Source organism: Microbacterium sp. NPDC076895, from assembly GCF_040687115.1.
GTDB lineage: Bacteria > Actinomycetota > Actinomycetes > Actinomycetales > Microbacteriaceae > Microbacterium.
In genome coordinates, this window is the sequence record NZ_JBFBMQ010000006.1 from 69381 (window position 1) to 84308 (window position 14928).

General features: G+C 66.0%; 16 protein-coding genes, 1 tRNA gene and 1 pseudogene. 12 read left to right on the plus strand and 6 right to left on the minus strand.

The annotated features are described in order from the left end of the window. Positions 1–15: 15 nt before the first annotated feature. The 8 genes from AB0O89_RS06910 to rplA all read left to right on the plus strand — a co-directional run bounded on the left by AB0O89_RS06910 (position 16) and on the right by rplA (position 4660). Positions 16–456, plus strand: a complete 441-nt coding sequence (locus AB0O89_RS06910) for a pyridoxamine 5'-phosphate oxidase family protein (protein WP_363495521.1) — start codon at positions 16–18, stop codon at positions 454–456. A gap of 46 nt (positions 457–502) precedes the next feature. Next, entirely contained in the window at positions 503–1324 is an 822-nt protein-coding gene (locus AB0O89_RS06915) for a hypothetical protein (protein ID WP_363495524.1), read from the plus strand. Continuing rightward, on the plus strand, positions 1321–1803 hold the full coding sequence (locus tag AB0O89_RS06920) for a hypothetical protein (protein WP_363495527.1): 483 nt from the start codon (positions 1321–1323) through the stop codon (positions 1801–1803). Before AB0O89_RS06915 ends, AB0O89_RS06920 begins: the two co-directional genes overlap by 4 nt. Positions 1804–1953: 150 nt before the next feature. Continuing rightward, positions 1954–2026 (plus strand) — tRNA-Trp (locus tag AB0O89_RS06925). A 45-nt stretch (positions 2027–2071) separates the two neighbouring features. Then, complete coding sequence (secE, locus tag AB0O89_RS06930) at positions 2072–2335, plus strand: preprotein translocase subunit SecE (RefSeq protein WP_341579906.1); 264 nt, start codon at positions 2072–2074, stop codon at positions 2333–2335. 68 nt (positions 2336–2403) lie between these two features. Then, the gene (gene nusG / locus AB0O89_RS06935; protein ID WP_363495531.1) at positions 2404–3414 is read left to right on the plus strand and encodes a transcription termination/antitermination protein NusG; all 1011 of its coding nucleotides are present in this window, start codon (positions 2404–2406) and stop codon (positions 3412–3414) included. A gap of 107 nt (positions 3415–3521) precedes the next feature. Continuing rightward, positions 3522–3953 (plus strand): 50S ribosomal protein L11, encoded by a 432-nt coding sequence (gene rplK / locus AB0O89_RS06940; protein ID WP_018172800.1) that lies wholly within the window; start codon positions 3522–3524, stop codon positions 3951–3953. A gap of 14 nt (positions 3954–3967) precedes the next feature. Further along, complete coding sequence (gene rplA, locus AB0O89_RS06945; RefSeq protein WP_292710068.1) at positions 3968–4660, plus strand: 50S ribosomal protein L1; 693 nt, start codon at positions 3968–3970, stop codon at positions 4658–4660. Between the two features lie 51 nt (positions 4661–4711). Here rplA and AB0O89_RS06950 read toward each other — a convergent pair whose 3' ends face one another. Further along, on the minus strand, positions 4712–5374 hold the full coding sequence (locus AB0O89_RS06950) for a LysE/ArgO family amino acid transporter (protein WP_363495536.1): 663 nt from the start codon (positions 5372–5374) through the stop codon (positions 4712–4714). Positions 5375–5445: 71 nt separating this feature from the next. Between AB0O89_RS06950 and AB0O89_RS06955 the strand changes: the two genes are divergently transcribed. Next, a complete protein-coding gene (locus AB0O89_RS06955) occupies positions 5446–6372 on the plus strand; it encodes a LysR family transcriptional regulator ArgP (RefSeq protein WP_363495539.1) in 927 nt (308 codons plus the stop codon). Here AB0O89_RS06955 and AB0O89_RS06960 read toward each other — a convergent pair. The 4 genes from AB0O89_RS06960 to AB0O89_RS06975 form a co-directional block, all read right to left on the minus strand. Further along, on the minus strand, positions 6359–7390 hold the full coding sequence (locus AB0O89_RS06960) for an NADP-dependent oxidoreductase (RefSeq protein WP_363495542.1): 1032 nt from the start codon (positions 7388–7390) through the stop codon (positions 6359–6361). The genes AB0O89_RS06955 and AB0O89_RS06960 overlap by 14 nt on opposite strands. A gap of 165 nt (positions 7391–7555) precedes the next feature. Then, positions 7556–8041, minus strand: a complete 486-nt coding sequence (locus AB0O89_RS06965) for a MarR family transcriptional regulator (protein WP_363495545.1) — start codon at positions 8039–8041, stop codon at positions 7556–7558. After that, positions 8038–9759 carry an MDR family MFS transporter gene (locus AB0O89_RS06970; RefSeq protein ID WP_363495548.1) on the minus strand — a complete coding sequence of 574 codons (1722 nt, stop codon included), beginning with the start codon at positions 9757–9759 and terminating at the stop codon, positions 8038–8040. Before AB0O89_RS06970 ends, AB0O89_RS06965 begins: the two co-directional genes overlap by 4 nt. Positions 9760–9929: 170 nt before the next feature. Then, complete coding sequence (locus AB0O89_RS06975; RefSeq protein ID WP_363495551.1) at positions 9930–10580, minus strand: YqaJ viral recombinase family protein; 651 nt, start codon at positions 10578–10580, stop codon at positions 9930–9932. 330 nt (positions 10581–10910) lie between these two features. Here AB0O89_RS06975 and rplJ point away from each other — a divergent pair, with 330 nt between their 5' ends. From rplJ to AB0O89_RS06990, 3 genes and pseudogenes are all read left to right on the plus strand, one after another. Further along, positions 10911–11426: a 50S ribosomal protein L10 gene (gene rplJ / locus AB0O89_RS06980; protein WP_363495554.1), complete on the plus strand. Its 516-nt coding sequence runs from the start codon at positions 10911–10913 to the stop codon at positions 11424–11426. 42 nt (positions 11427–11468) lie between these two features. Beyond that, positions 11469–11858, plus strand: a complete 390-nt coding sequence (gene rplL, locus AB0O89_RS06985) for a 50S ribosomal protein L7/L12 (protein WP_363495557.1) — start codon at positions 11469–11471, stop codon at positions 11856–11858. A 115-nt stretch (positions 11859–11973) separates the two neighbouring features. Next, positions 11974–14501, plus strand: a pseudogene (locus AB0O89_RS06990) (HAD-IC family P-type ATPase). Here AB0O89_RS06990 and AB0O89_RS06995 read toward each other — a convergent pair. After that, positions 14431–14877 (minus strand): hypothetical protein, encoded by a 447-nt coding sequence (locus AB0O89_RS06995; protein ID WP_363495560.1) that lies wholly within the window; start codon positions 14875–14877, stop codon positions 14431–14433. The pseudogene AB0O89_RS06990 and the gene AB0O89_RS06995 sit on opposite strands and share 71 nt — an antisense overlap. Positions 14878–14928 lie beyond the last annotated feature (51 nt).

The window sequence follows — 14928 nt, forward strand, 5'->3', positions numbered from 1 at the left end:
GCCCACAATGAGGGCATGGAAGAGATGATGGACGATGTCGTCGCCACTCTCAGCGATGCCGAGTGCTGGCAGCTTCTGGCAGGCGAAGAGCTGGGGCGCCTGGTCACCCGGGTGGGAGATGTCTTGGACATCTTCCCCGTCAACTACGTCGTCGACCGGGACACTGTCGTGTTCCGCACCGCCGCGGGCAGCAAGCTCGTCGAGCTCACCGTCAACGATGAAGTGCTCTTCGAAGTCGATCACTACACCGATGCCGCGGCGTGGAGCGTCATCATCCGCGGTCGGGCGCAGCGCCTTGCGACCGAGGAAGAGGTCGAAGCTGCTGATGAGCTTGCGCTTCGACCTTGGCTGCCGACGTTGAAGTATCACTACGTCCGCGTGAGTGCCGAGACGATGTCGGGTCGCAGCTTCCGCCGCGGGCCCGAGCCAGACCGCTACGGCATCGCCGACTATTGAGCCCGGCGCTCGGCATCCGGGCTGCTTCATGCCCGATCATGGTGAGGTGAACCCCGCGCGCTTGTGGATTCCGGTGCTCGCCGGAACCGTCACCGTCGCGCTCGGAATCTCAGCGGTCATCGGCCTGGAATGGCTGACAGCCGACCGCAGGCCCACCACGGTCACCGCATCTCAGGCGGATGCCATCGCTGACGTATTCGCCGAGAGCAGGGCCTTCGCCGCCGACATCCGCGGCGCCCGCGGGCGGTACGTCGAGGCTGCAGCAGCATGGGAGGCCGACGCAGCGTGGATCGCGCAGTGGCTGGAACAGGATGCGGCGCCGCAACCCGCTGCCCCCAACCCGGGTGGGCAGGCCTTTCCGGGCGACGACCCGCAGGGCCGTGCGTTCCTGGACGCGATCGGAGCTGCTGACGTCACGGTGATCTTCGATTCCGGTCCGGAAAATTGCGGTTACGCCGGGCAGGAGGACGGCCCGGGATATCTCGTTGTCGGCGGCTGCTATCAAACCGGCTACCCCGACTGGCTCTTCGTCGCGTGGGAGCCGGGAGTCGAGCACCTGGCCTGGCCGATCTTCGTGCACGAGGCTATGCACTGGTACCAGTACCAGAACTACTTTCCGTACCTGCTGGCGGCCGAGCGTGCCGGAATCACTCACGACGACTATGAGTGGGCGCTCGAGACCGATGCGAGCTGCCGCGCGGTGTATGAGCACGGCGTCGACCGATCCGCCTTCGAGGGTTCATCGTCGCCGTGCGATATCGGCGACTGGCACGACGGCTGGTTCGTCGATCAGCTCGTCGGGCTCGGGGTGCGAACGAGCGCTCCGACGCCCGAGGAGTTTGAAGTCAGAGCGGTGGTTCGCCCATGACGGGGGGTCAGCGTGCGCCGCGGGTACGGCAAGCAGCGACGTTCGCGGTCGGTCTGCTGTCGGCATCCGTGCTGCTCGCGGCGTGCGCTGGGCCGGATATCGCTGAGCTCGAGTCGGATGCCGAATCCGCCTTCGACGCCCTGGTGGGTGTGGCGGGGGCGACCGAAGAGGGAATCCTTCGAACCCTCGAGGTCGCGAGCCCCGAGGAACAACCCTGCGGTGAGCAGGATCGCGGCGTGCAACGGGTTTTCACCGCGGTCGGCTCCGTTTCGGTGGGCGCGGATTATGCGGCCGAGGATGCGCTCGTCGATGCCGTCACGGAAGAGATCGATCCCGAGGAGTGGACGCCGATCGACGCCGACGGGATCGCGGGAAAGGATGGCGCGTGGGTCGACGAGAGCGGCATCGTCGCAACCGTCAGCTACGACTCACCGATTCTGGTGATCGCCGTCTTCACGCCGTGCCTAGACGCCCCGTAAGACTCGGGGGCAGTTCGCCCGTCGGGAGGGCATGCCGTACACTGGACCTGCAGTAGAAATCTGCATTCTTTCGCCGTGCCCGCGATCGGGCGACCCCCTTCTTTCACGTCGCGGCAGAAGACTGCAGGTACCTAAGGCCCTCGGGTCTTTAGGGCGGTAGCTCAATTGGCAGAGCAGCGGTCTCCAAAACCGCAGGTTGCAGGTTCGATTCCTGTCCGCCCTGCGCGCCAGCGCAAGCTGGCACAACAGAAGCAACCAGGTGGGATACATGGTCCAGGATGACGCCAAGGGCGAGATCGTTGCCAGCGGCAGCGCTCCTCGCGAGAAGAAGCTGAACGTCTTCGCGCGGATCGCCCTGTTCATCCGTCAGGTCTTTGCGGAGCTTCGTAAGGTCGTCACCCCGACGCGCCAGGAGCTCCTGAAGTACACGGCAGTCGTGCTCGGGTTCGTCGTCATCATGATGGCGCTCGTGTACGGAATGGACTTCGTGTTCCTCTGGGTGACGACACAGGTCTTCGGCGTTCCCGCCTGATCTGCTCGTCCTCACGGTGCGGGCAGGATGCTGTGTCGCGCCCGATCAAATGGAAGTGAACGAAACACGTGTCTGAACGATTTCTCGACGACGCCGACTGGGCGCCCTCGGCCGAGCAGTCCTCTGAGGAGGACGAGGCCCAGGAGGGCAACGAGCTCGCGCGCGAAGAGCACCAGAGCGATGCGGCCGAGCACGTCGCCATCCACATCGAGGATGAGGACGACGACGTGGACTACTCGGACGACGACGACGTCGAGGTGAGCGACCCGGAGGCTGATGCGATCGTGAACGATGCACTCGAGATCGACGAGGCGGCGGAGGCAGAAGCCGCTGCCGAGGTCCTGGCCGACGACCTCGCCGAGGAAGAAGCCGAGCGCGCGGCACACGCCGCCGAAGAGGTCACACCGTACGATGGCCCCGAGCTCGGTGACGACGACGCCGACGAGGACGAGACCGAGGAAGACCCGTACGAGGCGTTCCGTGCCGAACTGCGGTCGCTGCCGGGCAAGTGGTACGTCATCCACTCCTACGCCGGCTTCGAGCGCAAGGTGAAGGCCAACATCGAGCAGCGTAAGTCGACGCTCGAGGTCGAAGAAGACATCTACCAGATCGAAGTTCCGATGGAAGATGTTGTCGAGATCAAGAACGGCCAGCGCAAGATGGTCACCCGCGTGCGCATCCCCGGCTACGTGCTGGTGCGCATGGAGCTCAACGAAGACACCTGGTCGGTCGTTCGCCACACTCCCGGTGTCACCGGATTCGTCGGCAACGCGCACAACCCGACGCCGCTGCGTTTCGAAGAGGCCTTCACGATGCTGAAGTCTCTCGTCGAGGTCAAGGAGACCGCTCCGGCCAAGGGTGGCGCCGCCAAGAAGGGTCAGCCGGTCGCTCGCGCGATTCCGGCGGAAGTCGACTTCGAGGTCGGCGAGACCATCACGATCAAGGAAGGCTCGTTCGCGGGTCTTCCCGGCACGATCAGCGAGATCAAGCCCGAAAGCGGCAAGCTCACGGTGCTCGTTTCGCTGTTCGAACGCGAGACTCCGGTCGAGCTGTCGTTCGACCAGGTGACCAAGCTCTAGAGCGACCAAGCTCTAGCCAGAGTCACCACACAGACCACCGCTCCCGGAACCGCCGGGCTGCGGGAGAGAGGATGCCGCAGGCATCCGCTCGATGAAAGGAAAGAAGAATGGCACCGAAGAAGAAGGTGACCGGCCTGATCAAGCTTCAGATCAACGCCGGTGCAGCCAACCCGGCGCCGCCGATCGGGCCCGCGCTCGGTCAGCATGGCGTCAACATCATGGAGTTCTGCAAGGCGTACAACGCCGCGACCGAGTCGCAGCGTGGCAACGTCATCCCCGTGGAAATCACCGTCTACGAGGACCGCAGCTTCACGTTCATCCTCAAGACCCCGCCGGCAGCCGAGCTGATCAAGAAGGCCGCGGGCGTGCAGAAGGGTTCCAAGACCCCGCACACCGTCAAGGTCGCGAAGCTCACCAAGGAGCAGGTCCGTCAGATCGCCGAGACCAAGATGCCCGACCTGAACGCGAACGACATCGAGGCAGCCTCGTTGATCATCGCCGGCACCGCCCGTTCCATGGGCATCACGGTCGAGGACTGAGGGGGATAACGACAATGGCTACCAAGTCCAAGGCTTACAACGAAGCAGCTTCGAAGATCGAGGCAGGCAAGTTCTACTCGCCGAGCGAGGCAGTGAACCTGGCGAAGGAGACGGGATCGAAGAAGTTCGACTCCACCGTCGAGGTCGCCCTCAAGCTCTCGGTCGACCCGCGTAAGGCAGACCAGATGGTGCGCGGCACCGTCATCCTGCCCCACGGCACCGGCAAGACCGCGCGCGTCATCGTGTTCGCAACCGGTCCGGCTGCCGAAGCGGCGATCGCTGCAGGTGCTGACGAGGTCGGCGGCGCCGAGCTCATCGAAAAGGTCGCCGGCGGCTACACCGCGTTCGACGCTGCAGTGTCGACCCCGGAGCTGATGGGCCAGGTCGGGCGTCTGGGTAAGGTCCTCGGTCCCCGAGGCCTCATGCCCAACCCCAAGACCGGCACCGTGACCCCCAACCCCGCCAAGGCGGTCGAGGAGATCAAGGGCGGAAAGATCGAGTTCCGTGTCGACAAGCACGCCAACGTGCACTTCGTTGTCGGCAAGGCGTCGTTCTCGGCCGAGCAGCTCGATGAGAACCTGAAGGCTGCGCTCGACGAGATCGTCCGCCTCAAGCCCTCGAGCTCGAAGGGCCGCTACATCCAGAAGGGTGCAGTGTCGACCACGTTCGGCCCCGGCATCCCGCTGGATGTCAACAGCATCGCCTGAGCAACGCTCTGAAACGACAACGGCCTCCGCTGCGGCGGGGGCCGTTGTCATTTATCCGCCCAGGACGAGACTGACGCCGAGGGTGATCATGACGACGGCGATGATGGCATCGAGGATGCGCCAGGCACGCGGCGTGGCGAGCCACCGCCCGAGATACCGGGCTCCGAACCCGAGTGCGCTGAACCAGAGGACACTCGCGGCCACGGCGCCGAGCGCGAAGACCCAGCGATCATCCCCGTGGGTGGTGGCGACGCTGCCGAGCAGAAACACCGTGTCGAGATAGACGTGCGGGTTCAGCCAGGTGAGCGCGAGGACCGTGAGCACGGTCGTCGACAGCCGCGTCTCTGTGGTCACCGCGTGGATCGCCGACGACGGCTCGGCGGCAGAGTCTCCGGCGGCTTCGGTCGACGGGTCGACAGTGAGTACTCCGGAGGGGCGCCACGCGCGCCTGGCGGCGAGGAGGCCGTACCCCACGAGGAAGGCCGCGCCCGCCCATCGCACAGCGGTCACCAGCCACGGCAGTGCCGCCAGTGCGAGTCCGACACCGGAGACGCCCAGCACGATGAGGATTGCATCAGATGCGGCGCACACGACGACCACCGCGAGCACGTGTTCCCGACGGATGCCTTGGCGCAGCACGAAGAGGTTCTGGGCGCCGATGGCGACGATCAGAGACAGGCCGAGCCCGAGACCGGCGAGGAGGGGAGTGAGCACCCCTCGACGCTAACGGCGAGTCCGAATCAGCTCCAGCTAAAGATTCTCACGAAGCATTAGTATCGCTTCATATGAAGATCGACTTCGACCTGGCCGAGACGGTGGCGATCATCGCCGAGGAGGGAACGCTCGAGGCTGCGGCGCGACGGATGCGGATGACGCCGAGCGCGGTCAGCCAGCGCCTGCGGGCGATCGAAGATCAGCTCGGGCGGGTGTTGCTGGTGCGCTCGAAGCCCGTTCGCCCGACGGATGCCGGAGATGCTGTCATCCGGCTTGCTCGTCAGGCGCGCGTGCTCGAGCACGATGCTCTCGCCGGCATCGGTGGGCTCCGCGCAGAGGACGGGGCCGACGAGGGGCCAGTTTCGGTGCCGCTGGCGGTCAATGCTGACTCGCTCGCCACCTGGTTCCTCACACCGCTGGCACGCCTGAGCGCGCGGCATCCGATCGTGTTCGATCTTCACCGCGACGATCAGGACTTCACCGCCGCACTCCTCGAGGGCGGCACTGTGATGGGCGCCGTGACGTCTCGTGCCGAGCCGGTAGCAGGGTGTCGCGTGACCGCGTTGGGGGTCATGCGCTACGAGGCCGTTGCCACCCCCGATTTCGTGGCGCGCTACCTCGACGCCTCACGGAGCGACAGCCGTGCGCTGGCTGCAGCTCCGCTCGTGCAGTTCGACCGTCGCGACGACCTGCAAGACTCCTGGATGCGGGAGCAGGGGATCTCGGGTGCGGATGCTCCGAGGCACTATGTCCCGGCATCGCATGATTTTGCCCAGGCAGTCGGGCTCGGATTCGGGTGGGGGCTGCTCCCGGGCTTTCAGTCCGATGCCGGGCTCGAGAGCGGCGCGCTCGTGCGCTTGGGAGGTCCGCCGATTGACGTTCCCCTGCACTGGCAGCAGTGGAACCTGCGGTCGCCGCTCCTGGATGCCGTGGCCGCCGAGATCGTCGAGGAGGGGCGACGGGTGCTTCGACCTGCGCCCAGCCTCAATCGTCGCTGACGCGCAGCACGATCTTGCCGCGCGTGTGTCCGCCCTCGATGTCGGTGTGTGCCTTCGCCGCGTCGGCGAGGTCGAGGACGTGGTCGATGTAGACCTGGATCGACCGGGAGTCCAGCAAGCGGGCGATGGTCGCGAGTGTCGCACCTTCCGGAATGACCTTGTAGCTGGTTGCGCGGACGCCTGCCGTTGCCGCTGCTTCGCGATACTCCGGCCATGATCCGGTGGGCACGAGAATGTAGATCCCACCGGGACGCAGGACCGAGAGGGAGCGTGTGCCGATCGAGTCGGTGACGTTGCCGACGAGGTCGATGACGACATCCATATCGTGCACGACCTCCTCGAAGCGCGTCGAGGTGTGGTCGATGACGACTGACGCGCCGAGGTCGCGCAGCCAGGGGGCATTGGCGCCCGATGCCGTGGCTGTCACATGAGCGCCGAAGTAGGCAGCGAACTGCACGGCGAAATGCCCCACGCCTCCGCTTCCCGCGTGGATGAGGATGCGCTGACCCTCGTGGGCGTGAGCGGTCTCGACCACCAGGCCCCATGCCGTGAGGGCCGCCACCGGAACTCCTGCTGCCTCGACGTGCGAGAGGGAGGCAGGCTTTCGCGCGAGCGACAGCGTCGGTGCGACGACATACTCCGCGTAGCTTCCGGGCGTGCGAGGAAACCCTGCCATGCCGAAGACCTCGGTGCCGACAGGGAACGGATGCGTCTCGAACGGCGACTCGACGACGACGCCGCTGAAATCGAACCCGAGGATGCCGGGTAGCTCGGAGACGGCAGGGGCGAGCCCCTTGCCCGCGCGGGTCTTGGCATCGATCGGGTTCACGCCTGCAGCAACCACACGCACGAGCACCTCGCTCAGAACGGGGCGTGGCACGGGGACGGTGGCCTCGGTCAGGACGCGGGGAGCGCCCCACTGGGCGACAGTGACCGCCCGCATCACCTCCGGCACCTCTGTGGGTTCGGTCGAGAATGCCTGGGTTTCGTGGGATTGGCGTAGCGGCCGGAATCGCATCGGTCGCTCCTTCCGCGAATACGTCGTCTCAGGGTCGTGCACATCGGCGCCGACGTGACACTGGACGACCAGTGGAACCCCGCCCTCCGCGAGGTGATCTCAGTCAACCGCGCGATTGTCTCGCTCGTGTTACGTCGGTGTCACCGAGCCGATAAGACGCGTCAGTCAGCGTTTCGGGATGTCGCCGGATGCAAAAGCGGTGAGCAGATCGGTGAGATCGTCGATCGACTCGGTGGGCCACTCCGCGAGGGTGCGGGAAAGCATCCGCTCGTACGGTGCACGCGCGGCATCCAGTCGCTTTCTTCCCTCCGCGGTGAGGGAGATCAGCCGCGACCGGCGGTCATCCGGATCAGCGGTCCGCTCGATGAAGCCGAGGCCTTCGAGTTCACTGATCTGCCGGCTGATCATTCCCTTGTCGGCGGTCAGGCGATGGGCGAGAGTTGACGATGTTGTGGGACCGATGCGGCCGATCGTGGCCAGGAGCTTGAACGTCCCGGGGAGCATTCCCGGGCTCACCTCGTCGGCGATCTGCGCGTAGAACTTTCGGATGCGTGAGATGAGCTCGGAGATCGCCCCCTCGAGTCGGTCGACTGCTGCGCGGTGCTCGCGCGCCGCCGGGTCGAGCTCATCGGGAGCTTCGGATTCGCTCATCGCGGCGACCTCGAGTTGGATGCCGCGCGAGCAGTCTCGCCGCTGCGGGAACCGTTGGCATCCGTCGGGAAGTCCCCAGTGGCGGTGAGAGTTTCCATGCCCTCCGCGACCGACACGGTGGCGAGGTCGGCTTCGCTCGCTTCCAGCCGCTCGCGGTTCGTCATCCGTGTCAGGGGGACGTTCGGCAAGAACGCGATGGCGATGAGGCTCACGATCGCGAACGGGACCAGGATCAGGAAGGACTGTGAGATGCCTTGAGCATAGACGTCTTCGAAGATGACCCGCAGACCTTCGGGCATCGCAGACACCTGCGGGAGGGATCCCGACTGCAGCTGAGAGGCCCAGGTCGATGCTTGGTCGCCGAGGGCCCCGAGCGCGGCGGTGATGTCATCCTTGCGTCCTCCCAGCAGGTCGGTGACGCTGCTGGCCAGGGCGGCGCCCATGACGGCGACGCCGACGCTGCCACCGAGGCTTCGGAAGAAGGTGACGCCGGAGCTTGCAACGCCGATCTTTGTGGGCTCGGTCGTGTTCTGGACGACGAGCACGAGGTTCTGCATCGTCATCCCGATGCCGGCGCCGAGGAGGAACATGTACAGCGAGACGAGAGCGAAGTTCGTGTCGTAGTGGATCGTCGTCAGCAGGGCGGACCCGGCGATCAGCGAGATGCTCCCGGCGATGAGGTAGGGCTTCCAGTGCCCGAAGCGTGTGATCAGCTGGCCGACGCCGACGGATGCCACCAGCAGGCCGCCGATCATCGGAATCGTCATCAGCCCGGCCTCGGTCGGCGTGGCACCCCGGGCCAGCTGCATGTACTGGCTGAGGAACACCGAGGCTCCGAACATCGCGATGCCGGTGGCGATCGAGGCGAGCACCGCGAGCGTGAACGTGCGGCTCCGGAACATCGAGAGCGGGACGAGCGGTTCGCGCGAGCGCAGCTCGACCAGGATGAACAGAATCGCCGCGAGGATGGCGCCGCCCACCATGAGCACGGTCGTAACGCTCCACCAGTCGAAGGAGTCGCCGGCGAGGGTCACCCAGATCAGCAGAAGCGAGACGGCAGCCGAGAGCAGAACAATGCCGAGGTAGTCGATCGAGACCTTCCGTGCTGCCAGCGGCTTCAGATGCAGGGTGCGCTGCACGATGATGAGGGCGGCTACGGCGAAGGGGAGGGCGACGTAGAAGTTCCAGCGCCAGCCGATCCCGTCGGTGATGACACCGCCCACCAGAGGCCCGCCGATCGTCGCAAGTGCCATGACGGCGCCGAACAGACCCATGTAGCGGCCGCGCTCGCGGGGACTGATGATGTCGGCCATGATCACCTGGCTGAGCGCCGCAAGGCCTCCGGCGCCGATGCCCTGCACGGCACGCATGGCGATCAGCCACTCGGTGTTCGGAGCGAATCCCGCCGCGGCTGTTGCGATCACGAAGACGCCGATCGCGAGTTGGAAGAGGAGCTTGCGGTTTACCAGGTCGGCGAGCTTGCCCCAGACGGGCGTCGAGATCGCCGTCGTCAGGAGCGTTGCTGTCACGACCCACGTGAACGCGGCCTGATCGCCGCCGAGATCGTGGATGATCACCGGCAACGAGGTGGAGACGACTGTCGAGGCGAGCATCGAGACGAACATGCCCAGGAGCAGTCCCGAGAGAGCCTCGAGAACCTGGCGGCGGGTCATCCCGGATTCGGTGACGGTGGGAGCTGGAGAAGAAGCGGATGCCATGGGTTGCCTTCTGGACGACGAGGAGGTGGCTGCGTTCGTCATCGCGCAGTCATTGACAAATGTCAACTATAGAGTATTTGGTTGACAGGAGTCAATTACTTGGTCGACACGCGTCATGGCAGAGCCGTCTGGTTCCAGATGAGGCGAGGCGAGCGGCCGGGTGTGGCTGATCAGTCGGACAATGCGAGGGCGCGATAGGGCTCGCGTGCCGTGACCGGGGCAACCGTCAGCGTTCGGGTGCGCTGGGTGCGCATGTACAACTCATCGATGAGAGCCGTCGCCAGGCTGACCAGCCGCGCGATCTCTGTCTCGTCGCGGTCAACCCATGCGCACCGCGGCTCGTCGCCGACGGGGACGAAACCGTCGTGCTGCTCCCAGGCCACGAGCGTGCGCTCGGCGCCGAGGACGTGCTGTTGCCACCAGACCTGGCGGAGGTAAGAGCGGGGGATGCTGCGCCACTCCTTGTTGGTGGTCTTGATCTCAGCGAGGATGATGCGCCCCTGCGCGTCGACCACGACGCCGTCGGGGGTGGCGAGGTGGCGCTTCTCGACCTCGGCGTGAAAGAGCGCCGACGAGGGTTGGATGCCGTGCGTTGCGGCCACCCACTGCGCGATTTCAGGTTCCCGTAGCCGACCGTGGTTCGTGTACGCGTTGCCGGAAAAGCCCGAGCCCATGAGCTTGGCGTCGGCCGCGCGCGCGATGGCCCGCTCGGAAGTGAGCGTCGCGACATCCGTCGCCGTGATCCCGCGCGAGCGCGCCCGCACCCACGCGACCCGGTCTCGTGAGTCGGCGACGATGCGCGCTTGGAGTTCGGGAGTCACCCCTCGACCCTACGTGCGGGTGGCGACCTCGGCGGCCCGTACACGCGAGGAAGCGGAGGCCTTCGACACTGATTTGTCGGGGTGACCGGATGCCGCGTACACTTATCGGAGCCGAAGACCGCCGGTCATCGGCGTGCGCGTAAGCGAACGTCGATCGAAGCATTGGAAGTTGCCCGTCAGGGGAATCTCCAAGGGCCTGCGCAGGTGTCACGATCAACGCCCATCCGGGCCGAAGCTCCGTGCGCTTGCGCCGGAGCTTTTCTTATTTTCCGGGGGTTCGAGGCTCCCGTCCCGCCACCGCGAGACGGGGACAAGACACAAGGAGTGGCCATGGCGCAGAAGGAAGCGACGGTTGCCGAGCTCACGAAGCATTTCGAGGACTCGACCGCCGTTCTGCTCACCGAGTACCGCGGTCTGACGGTTGCTGAGCTCAAGGAGCTCCGCAGCGCGATTCGTCAGGACGCCGAGTACGCCGTGGTGAAGAACACGCTGTCCAAGATCGCCGCGAACAACGCGGGGATCACGGCACTGGACGAGGACCTCGTGGGTCCCTCGGCCATCGCGTTCGTGCACGGTGACCCGGTCGCCGTCGCGAAGGGACTGCGCGCCTTCGCCAAGGCACACCCTCTTCTCGTGATCAAGGGCGGATACTTCGACGGTTCCCCCCTGAGCGCGGAAGAGGTAGGCAAGCTCGCCGACCTCGAGAGCCGTGAAGTCCTGCTGGCGAAGCTCGCCGGCGCGATGAAGGCCTCGATGACCAAGGCAGCATTCGTCTTCAACGCACTGCCGTCCAAGGCCGTTCGCACGGTCGACGCGCTGCGTGAGAAGCAGGAGTCCGCGGCCTGAGACGGGCCCCGGCGATAACCACACCCATCAAGGAGAATCATCATGGCAAAGCTCAGCACTGAAGAGCTGCTCGACGCGTTCAAGGAGCTCACCCTCATCGAGCTCTCCGAGTTCGTCAAGGCGTTCGAGGAGACCTTCGACGTCACCGCCGCCGCACCCGTCGCGGTTGCCGCTGCCGGCGCCCCCGCCGGTGGTGCCCCCGCCGAAGAGGTCGAGGAGAAGGACGCGTTCGACGTCATCCTCGAGGCCGCTGGCGACAAGAAGATCCAGGTCATCAAGGTCGTCCGCGAGCTCACCTCGCTCGGCCTCGGCGAGGCCAAGGCCGTCGTCGACGGTGCTCCCAAGGCTGTCCTCGAGGGCGCCAACAAGGAGACCGCAGACAAGGCGAAGGCTGCTCTCGAAGAGGCAGGCGCCACGGTCACCCTCAAGTAAGTCCCCGCGACTTTCTCGCGAAGGTCTCGGATGCTTCGGCATCCGAGACCTTCGTGCATTTCCGGCACCCGAACCGGCACGCTGCCGGGCCGGGCGTGGCCGCTAGGGTGAACGCATGACCAGCGGTACCGACGTGGCAACGCAGCCAGGGCCCGAGCCGGCCGGGGATGACGAGATCACCGGACTCACGGCTGCCGAGGTAGCCGAGCGTGAGGCCGACGGCCGAACCAACGCCTATCAGGCCGACTCGAGCCGGAGCATCGGCAGCATCATCCGCGCCAACGTCTTCACGATCTTCAACGCGATCGTCGGGTCGTGCTTCGCCGTGCTCCTGCTCCTCGGGCGTTGGCAGGACGCGATCTTCGGGCTCAGCGCCCTGGCCAACACGATCATCGGTGTATGGCAGGAGTTCCGTGCGAAGGCAGCGCTCGACCGCCTGGCCCTGCTCAATGCGCCGACCGCGCGTGTGCTGCGTGATGGCGTCGAGGCCGAGATCCACCCGACCGCGGTCGTGATCGACGACATCCTGGTGCTCCGCGCCGGCGATCAGATCGCCGCCGATGCGGAGGTCATTCTCGCGCGCGGTCTGCAGGTCGACGAGTCGATGCTCACGGGGGAGTCGGATGCCGTTGACAAGCGTCCCGCTGACGAGGCGCTCTCGGGGTCGATTGTCGTCGCGGGAGAGGGGATGGCGCGCGTCATCCGTGTCGGTGCCGATTCCTACGCCAACCGATTCGCTGCCGAAGCCAAGCGGTTCTCGCTCGTCTCGAGCGAGCTGCGCTCCTCGATCAACCTCGTGCTGCGCGTCGTGGGCTGGGCGATCGGGCCCATGGCGCTTCTGGTCCTGAACGCCCAGATGATGGTTTTCGGCGGATGGGTCGCCGCCTGGGAGAGCGGCGACTGGGTTCAGGCGGCTGTGAACACCATCGCCGCGGTCACCGCGATGATCCCGCTCGGGCTCGTGCTCATGACCAGCATCGCCTTCGCTGTCGGTGCGGCAAAGCTCGCCTCCCGCCAGGTGCTCGTCAACGAACTCCCCGCCGTCGAAGGGCTGGCGCGCGTGGATGTGGTGTGTCTCGACAAGACCGGCACGCTCACCGCGGGTGAGATCGAGTTCGATGCGGTTCATCCCGTGGGCGGCGCCGCGGCGCCCGGATGGGATGAGGCACTGGCTTGGTACGGGGCTGACCCGGCTGCCAATGCGACAGCGCGGTGCCTGCGAGACCCCTACCCGGTTTCGGCTCCCGTCACAGCAGGGTCGGTCATCCCGTTCTCGTCGGCACGCAAATGGAGCGCCGTGTCGTTCAGCGACGGTCCGTCCGGTGCATGGGTGCTCGGCGCTCCCGAAATGGTCTTTCCGGAGGAGACCGGGGCCGGCACCGAACTCGGGTCCCTGGTTGCCGAGCTTGCCGCGACGGGGCGGCGCACCCTTGTGCTCGGCCACTCGCCGCATCCGATCTCTGACGAGCAGGCCGAGGCCGAGCGCATCCCCGAGGACCTCGTCCCGATCGTTGTGCTCACCTTCCGCGAACAGGTGAGGCCGGATGCCGCGCAAACGCTGTCGTATTTCCGAGAGCAGGGGGTCGGCATCCGTGTCATCTCCGGCGACAACCCTCGCACTGTCGCTGCCATCGCACGTGAGGTCGGAGTGGACGTGCCTGAGGGGTTCGATGCCCGCCAGCTGCCCGACGACGACGAGGCGCTCGCTGACGTGCTCGAGACGTACCACGTGTTCGGTCGCGTCACCCCCGAGCAGAAGAAGCGCATGGTCACTGCCCTGCAGTCGCGTGGCCACACCGTGGCGATGACCGGCGACGGCGTCAACGACGCGCTCGCGATCAAGACCGCCGACATCGGCATCGCGATGAACTCGGGCGCCGCTGCCACGAAGGCGGTGGCGCGTCTCGTGCTGCTTGATGGCCAGTTCTCGCACCTGCCCGACGTCGTCGCGGAGGGGCGCCAGGTGATCGCCAACATCGAACGTGTGTCGATGCTGTTCCTCACCAAGACCGCCTACATCTTCGTGCTGTCGATCGTGTTCGGCATCCTGGTGCTGCAATTCCCGTTCCTGCCCAGGCAGCTCTCCATCACCGACGGGCTCACCATCGGTATCCCGGCATTCTTCTTGGCCCTCATGCCCAACCGGCAGCGCTATATTCCCGGGTTCCTGCGGCGGTCGCTGAGTTTCGCGATCCCCGCCGGTGTGGTCGTCGGGGCAGGCCTCACCCTCTACACGCTCGGCGCGCAGTCGCTCGGCGTCGACGAGCAGCAGATGCGAACGGGTGCGACGATCCTGCTCGCCATCGTCGGGATCTGGATCCTTACCGTGCTGTCCCGGCCGATCAACCGCTACAAGGGGCTCGTGATCGGTGCGATGTTCATCGGACTGGTGCTGATCTTCTCGATCCCCTCGCTACCGAGTTCTTCCAGCTCACGGACCCGGGGGAGGATGCCGCATACCTGCTCACGGTAGTGATCGTGGCGACGATCGGCGGAATCGAGATCGTGCGGTTCATTCACCGCCGGTTCGTGGCGCGCGACACGGCTGCCAGGGCGGCGGGCGCGAAGACTGTCAGCGCCGGGCGTCAGCGGCGGCGCGGAAGAAGCGGTTCGTCGGCGGAAGCCACAACACCACGAGAGTGAACAGCTCGAGTACCAGCTGCGCGACGGCGATCCAGTCGAAGTCCGAGGCGGCGATGGCCAGGGCGTGAAGCGGCACTTGGATCGCCAGGTACACGGTGAGGGTGATCCGCGACAGCCGGCTGCCGCGCGCGACGCCGGACGCGATCCCGATGATCAACAGTCCGATGAGGATGATGGCGGCCCCGATGAGCGACACGCCGAGCACGTCTCCGGAGCTGGACTGGTCGTAGCGGCTGAGCAGCACCAGGATGCCGAGAAGGATGCTCAGCAGTCCCGTGAGGTAGACGAAAGCGACTGCCACCGACACGATCACCGGGCGACGCGCGGCATCCGGAGTTGCGTTAGCCGTGCCGCCTTCGGCCACCGTGTCGTTCACGGCACCACTGTAGCGGCAGGCGTCTGCCGCACGAGACCCCGCAATTCGGGT

Bases quoted from the DNA above. Each gene is read 5' to 3' on its own strand.
- AB0O89_RS06920 (WP_363495527.1), top strand. From the start codon at position 1,321: ATGACGGGGGGTCAGCGTGCGCCGCGGGTACGGCAAGCAGCGACGTTC.
- rplL (WP_363495557.1), top strand. From the start codon at position 11,469: ATGGCAAAGCTCAGCACTGAAGAGCTGCTCGACGCGTTCAAGGAGCTC.
- AB0O89_RS06955 (WP_363495539.1), top strand. From the start codon at position 5,446: ATGAAGATCGACTTCGACCTGGCCGAGACGGTGGCGATCATCGCCGAG.
- rplA (WP_292710068.1), top strand. From the start codon at position 3,968: ATGGCTACCAAGTCCAAGGCTTACAACGAAGCAGCTTCGAAGATCGAG.
- AB0O89_RS06910 (WP_363495521.1), top strand. From the start codon at position 16: ATGGAAGAGATGATGGACGATGTCGTCGCCACTCTCAGCGATGCCGAG.
- AB0O89_RS06965 (WP_363495545.1), bottom strand. From the start codon at position 8,041: ATGAGCGAATCCGAAGCTCCCGATGAGCTCGACCCGGCGGCGCGCGAG.
- rplK (WP_018172800.1), top strand. From the start codon at position 3,522: ATGGCACCGAAGAAGAAGGTGACCGGCCTGATCAAGCTTCAGATCAAC.
- secE (WP_341579906.1), top strand. From the start codon at position 2,072: ATGGTCCAGGATGACGCCAAGGGCGAGATCGTTGCCAGCGGCAGCGCT.
- AB0O89_RS06970 (WP_363495548.1), bottom strand. From the start codon at position 9,759: ATGGCATCCGCTTCTTCTCCAGCTCCCACCGTCACCGAATCCGGGATG.
- AB0O89_RS06960 (WP_363495542.1), bottom strand. From the start codon at position 7,390: ATGCGATTCCGGCCGCTACGCCAATCCCACGAAACCCAGGCATTCTCG.
- rplJ (WP_363495554.1), top strand. From the start codon at position 10,911: ATGGCGCAGAAGGAAGCGACGGTTGCCGAGCTCACGAAGCATTTCGAG.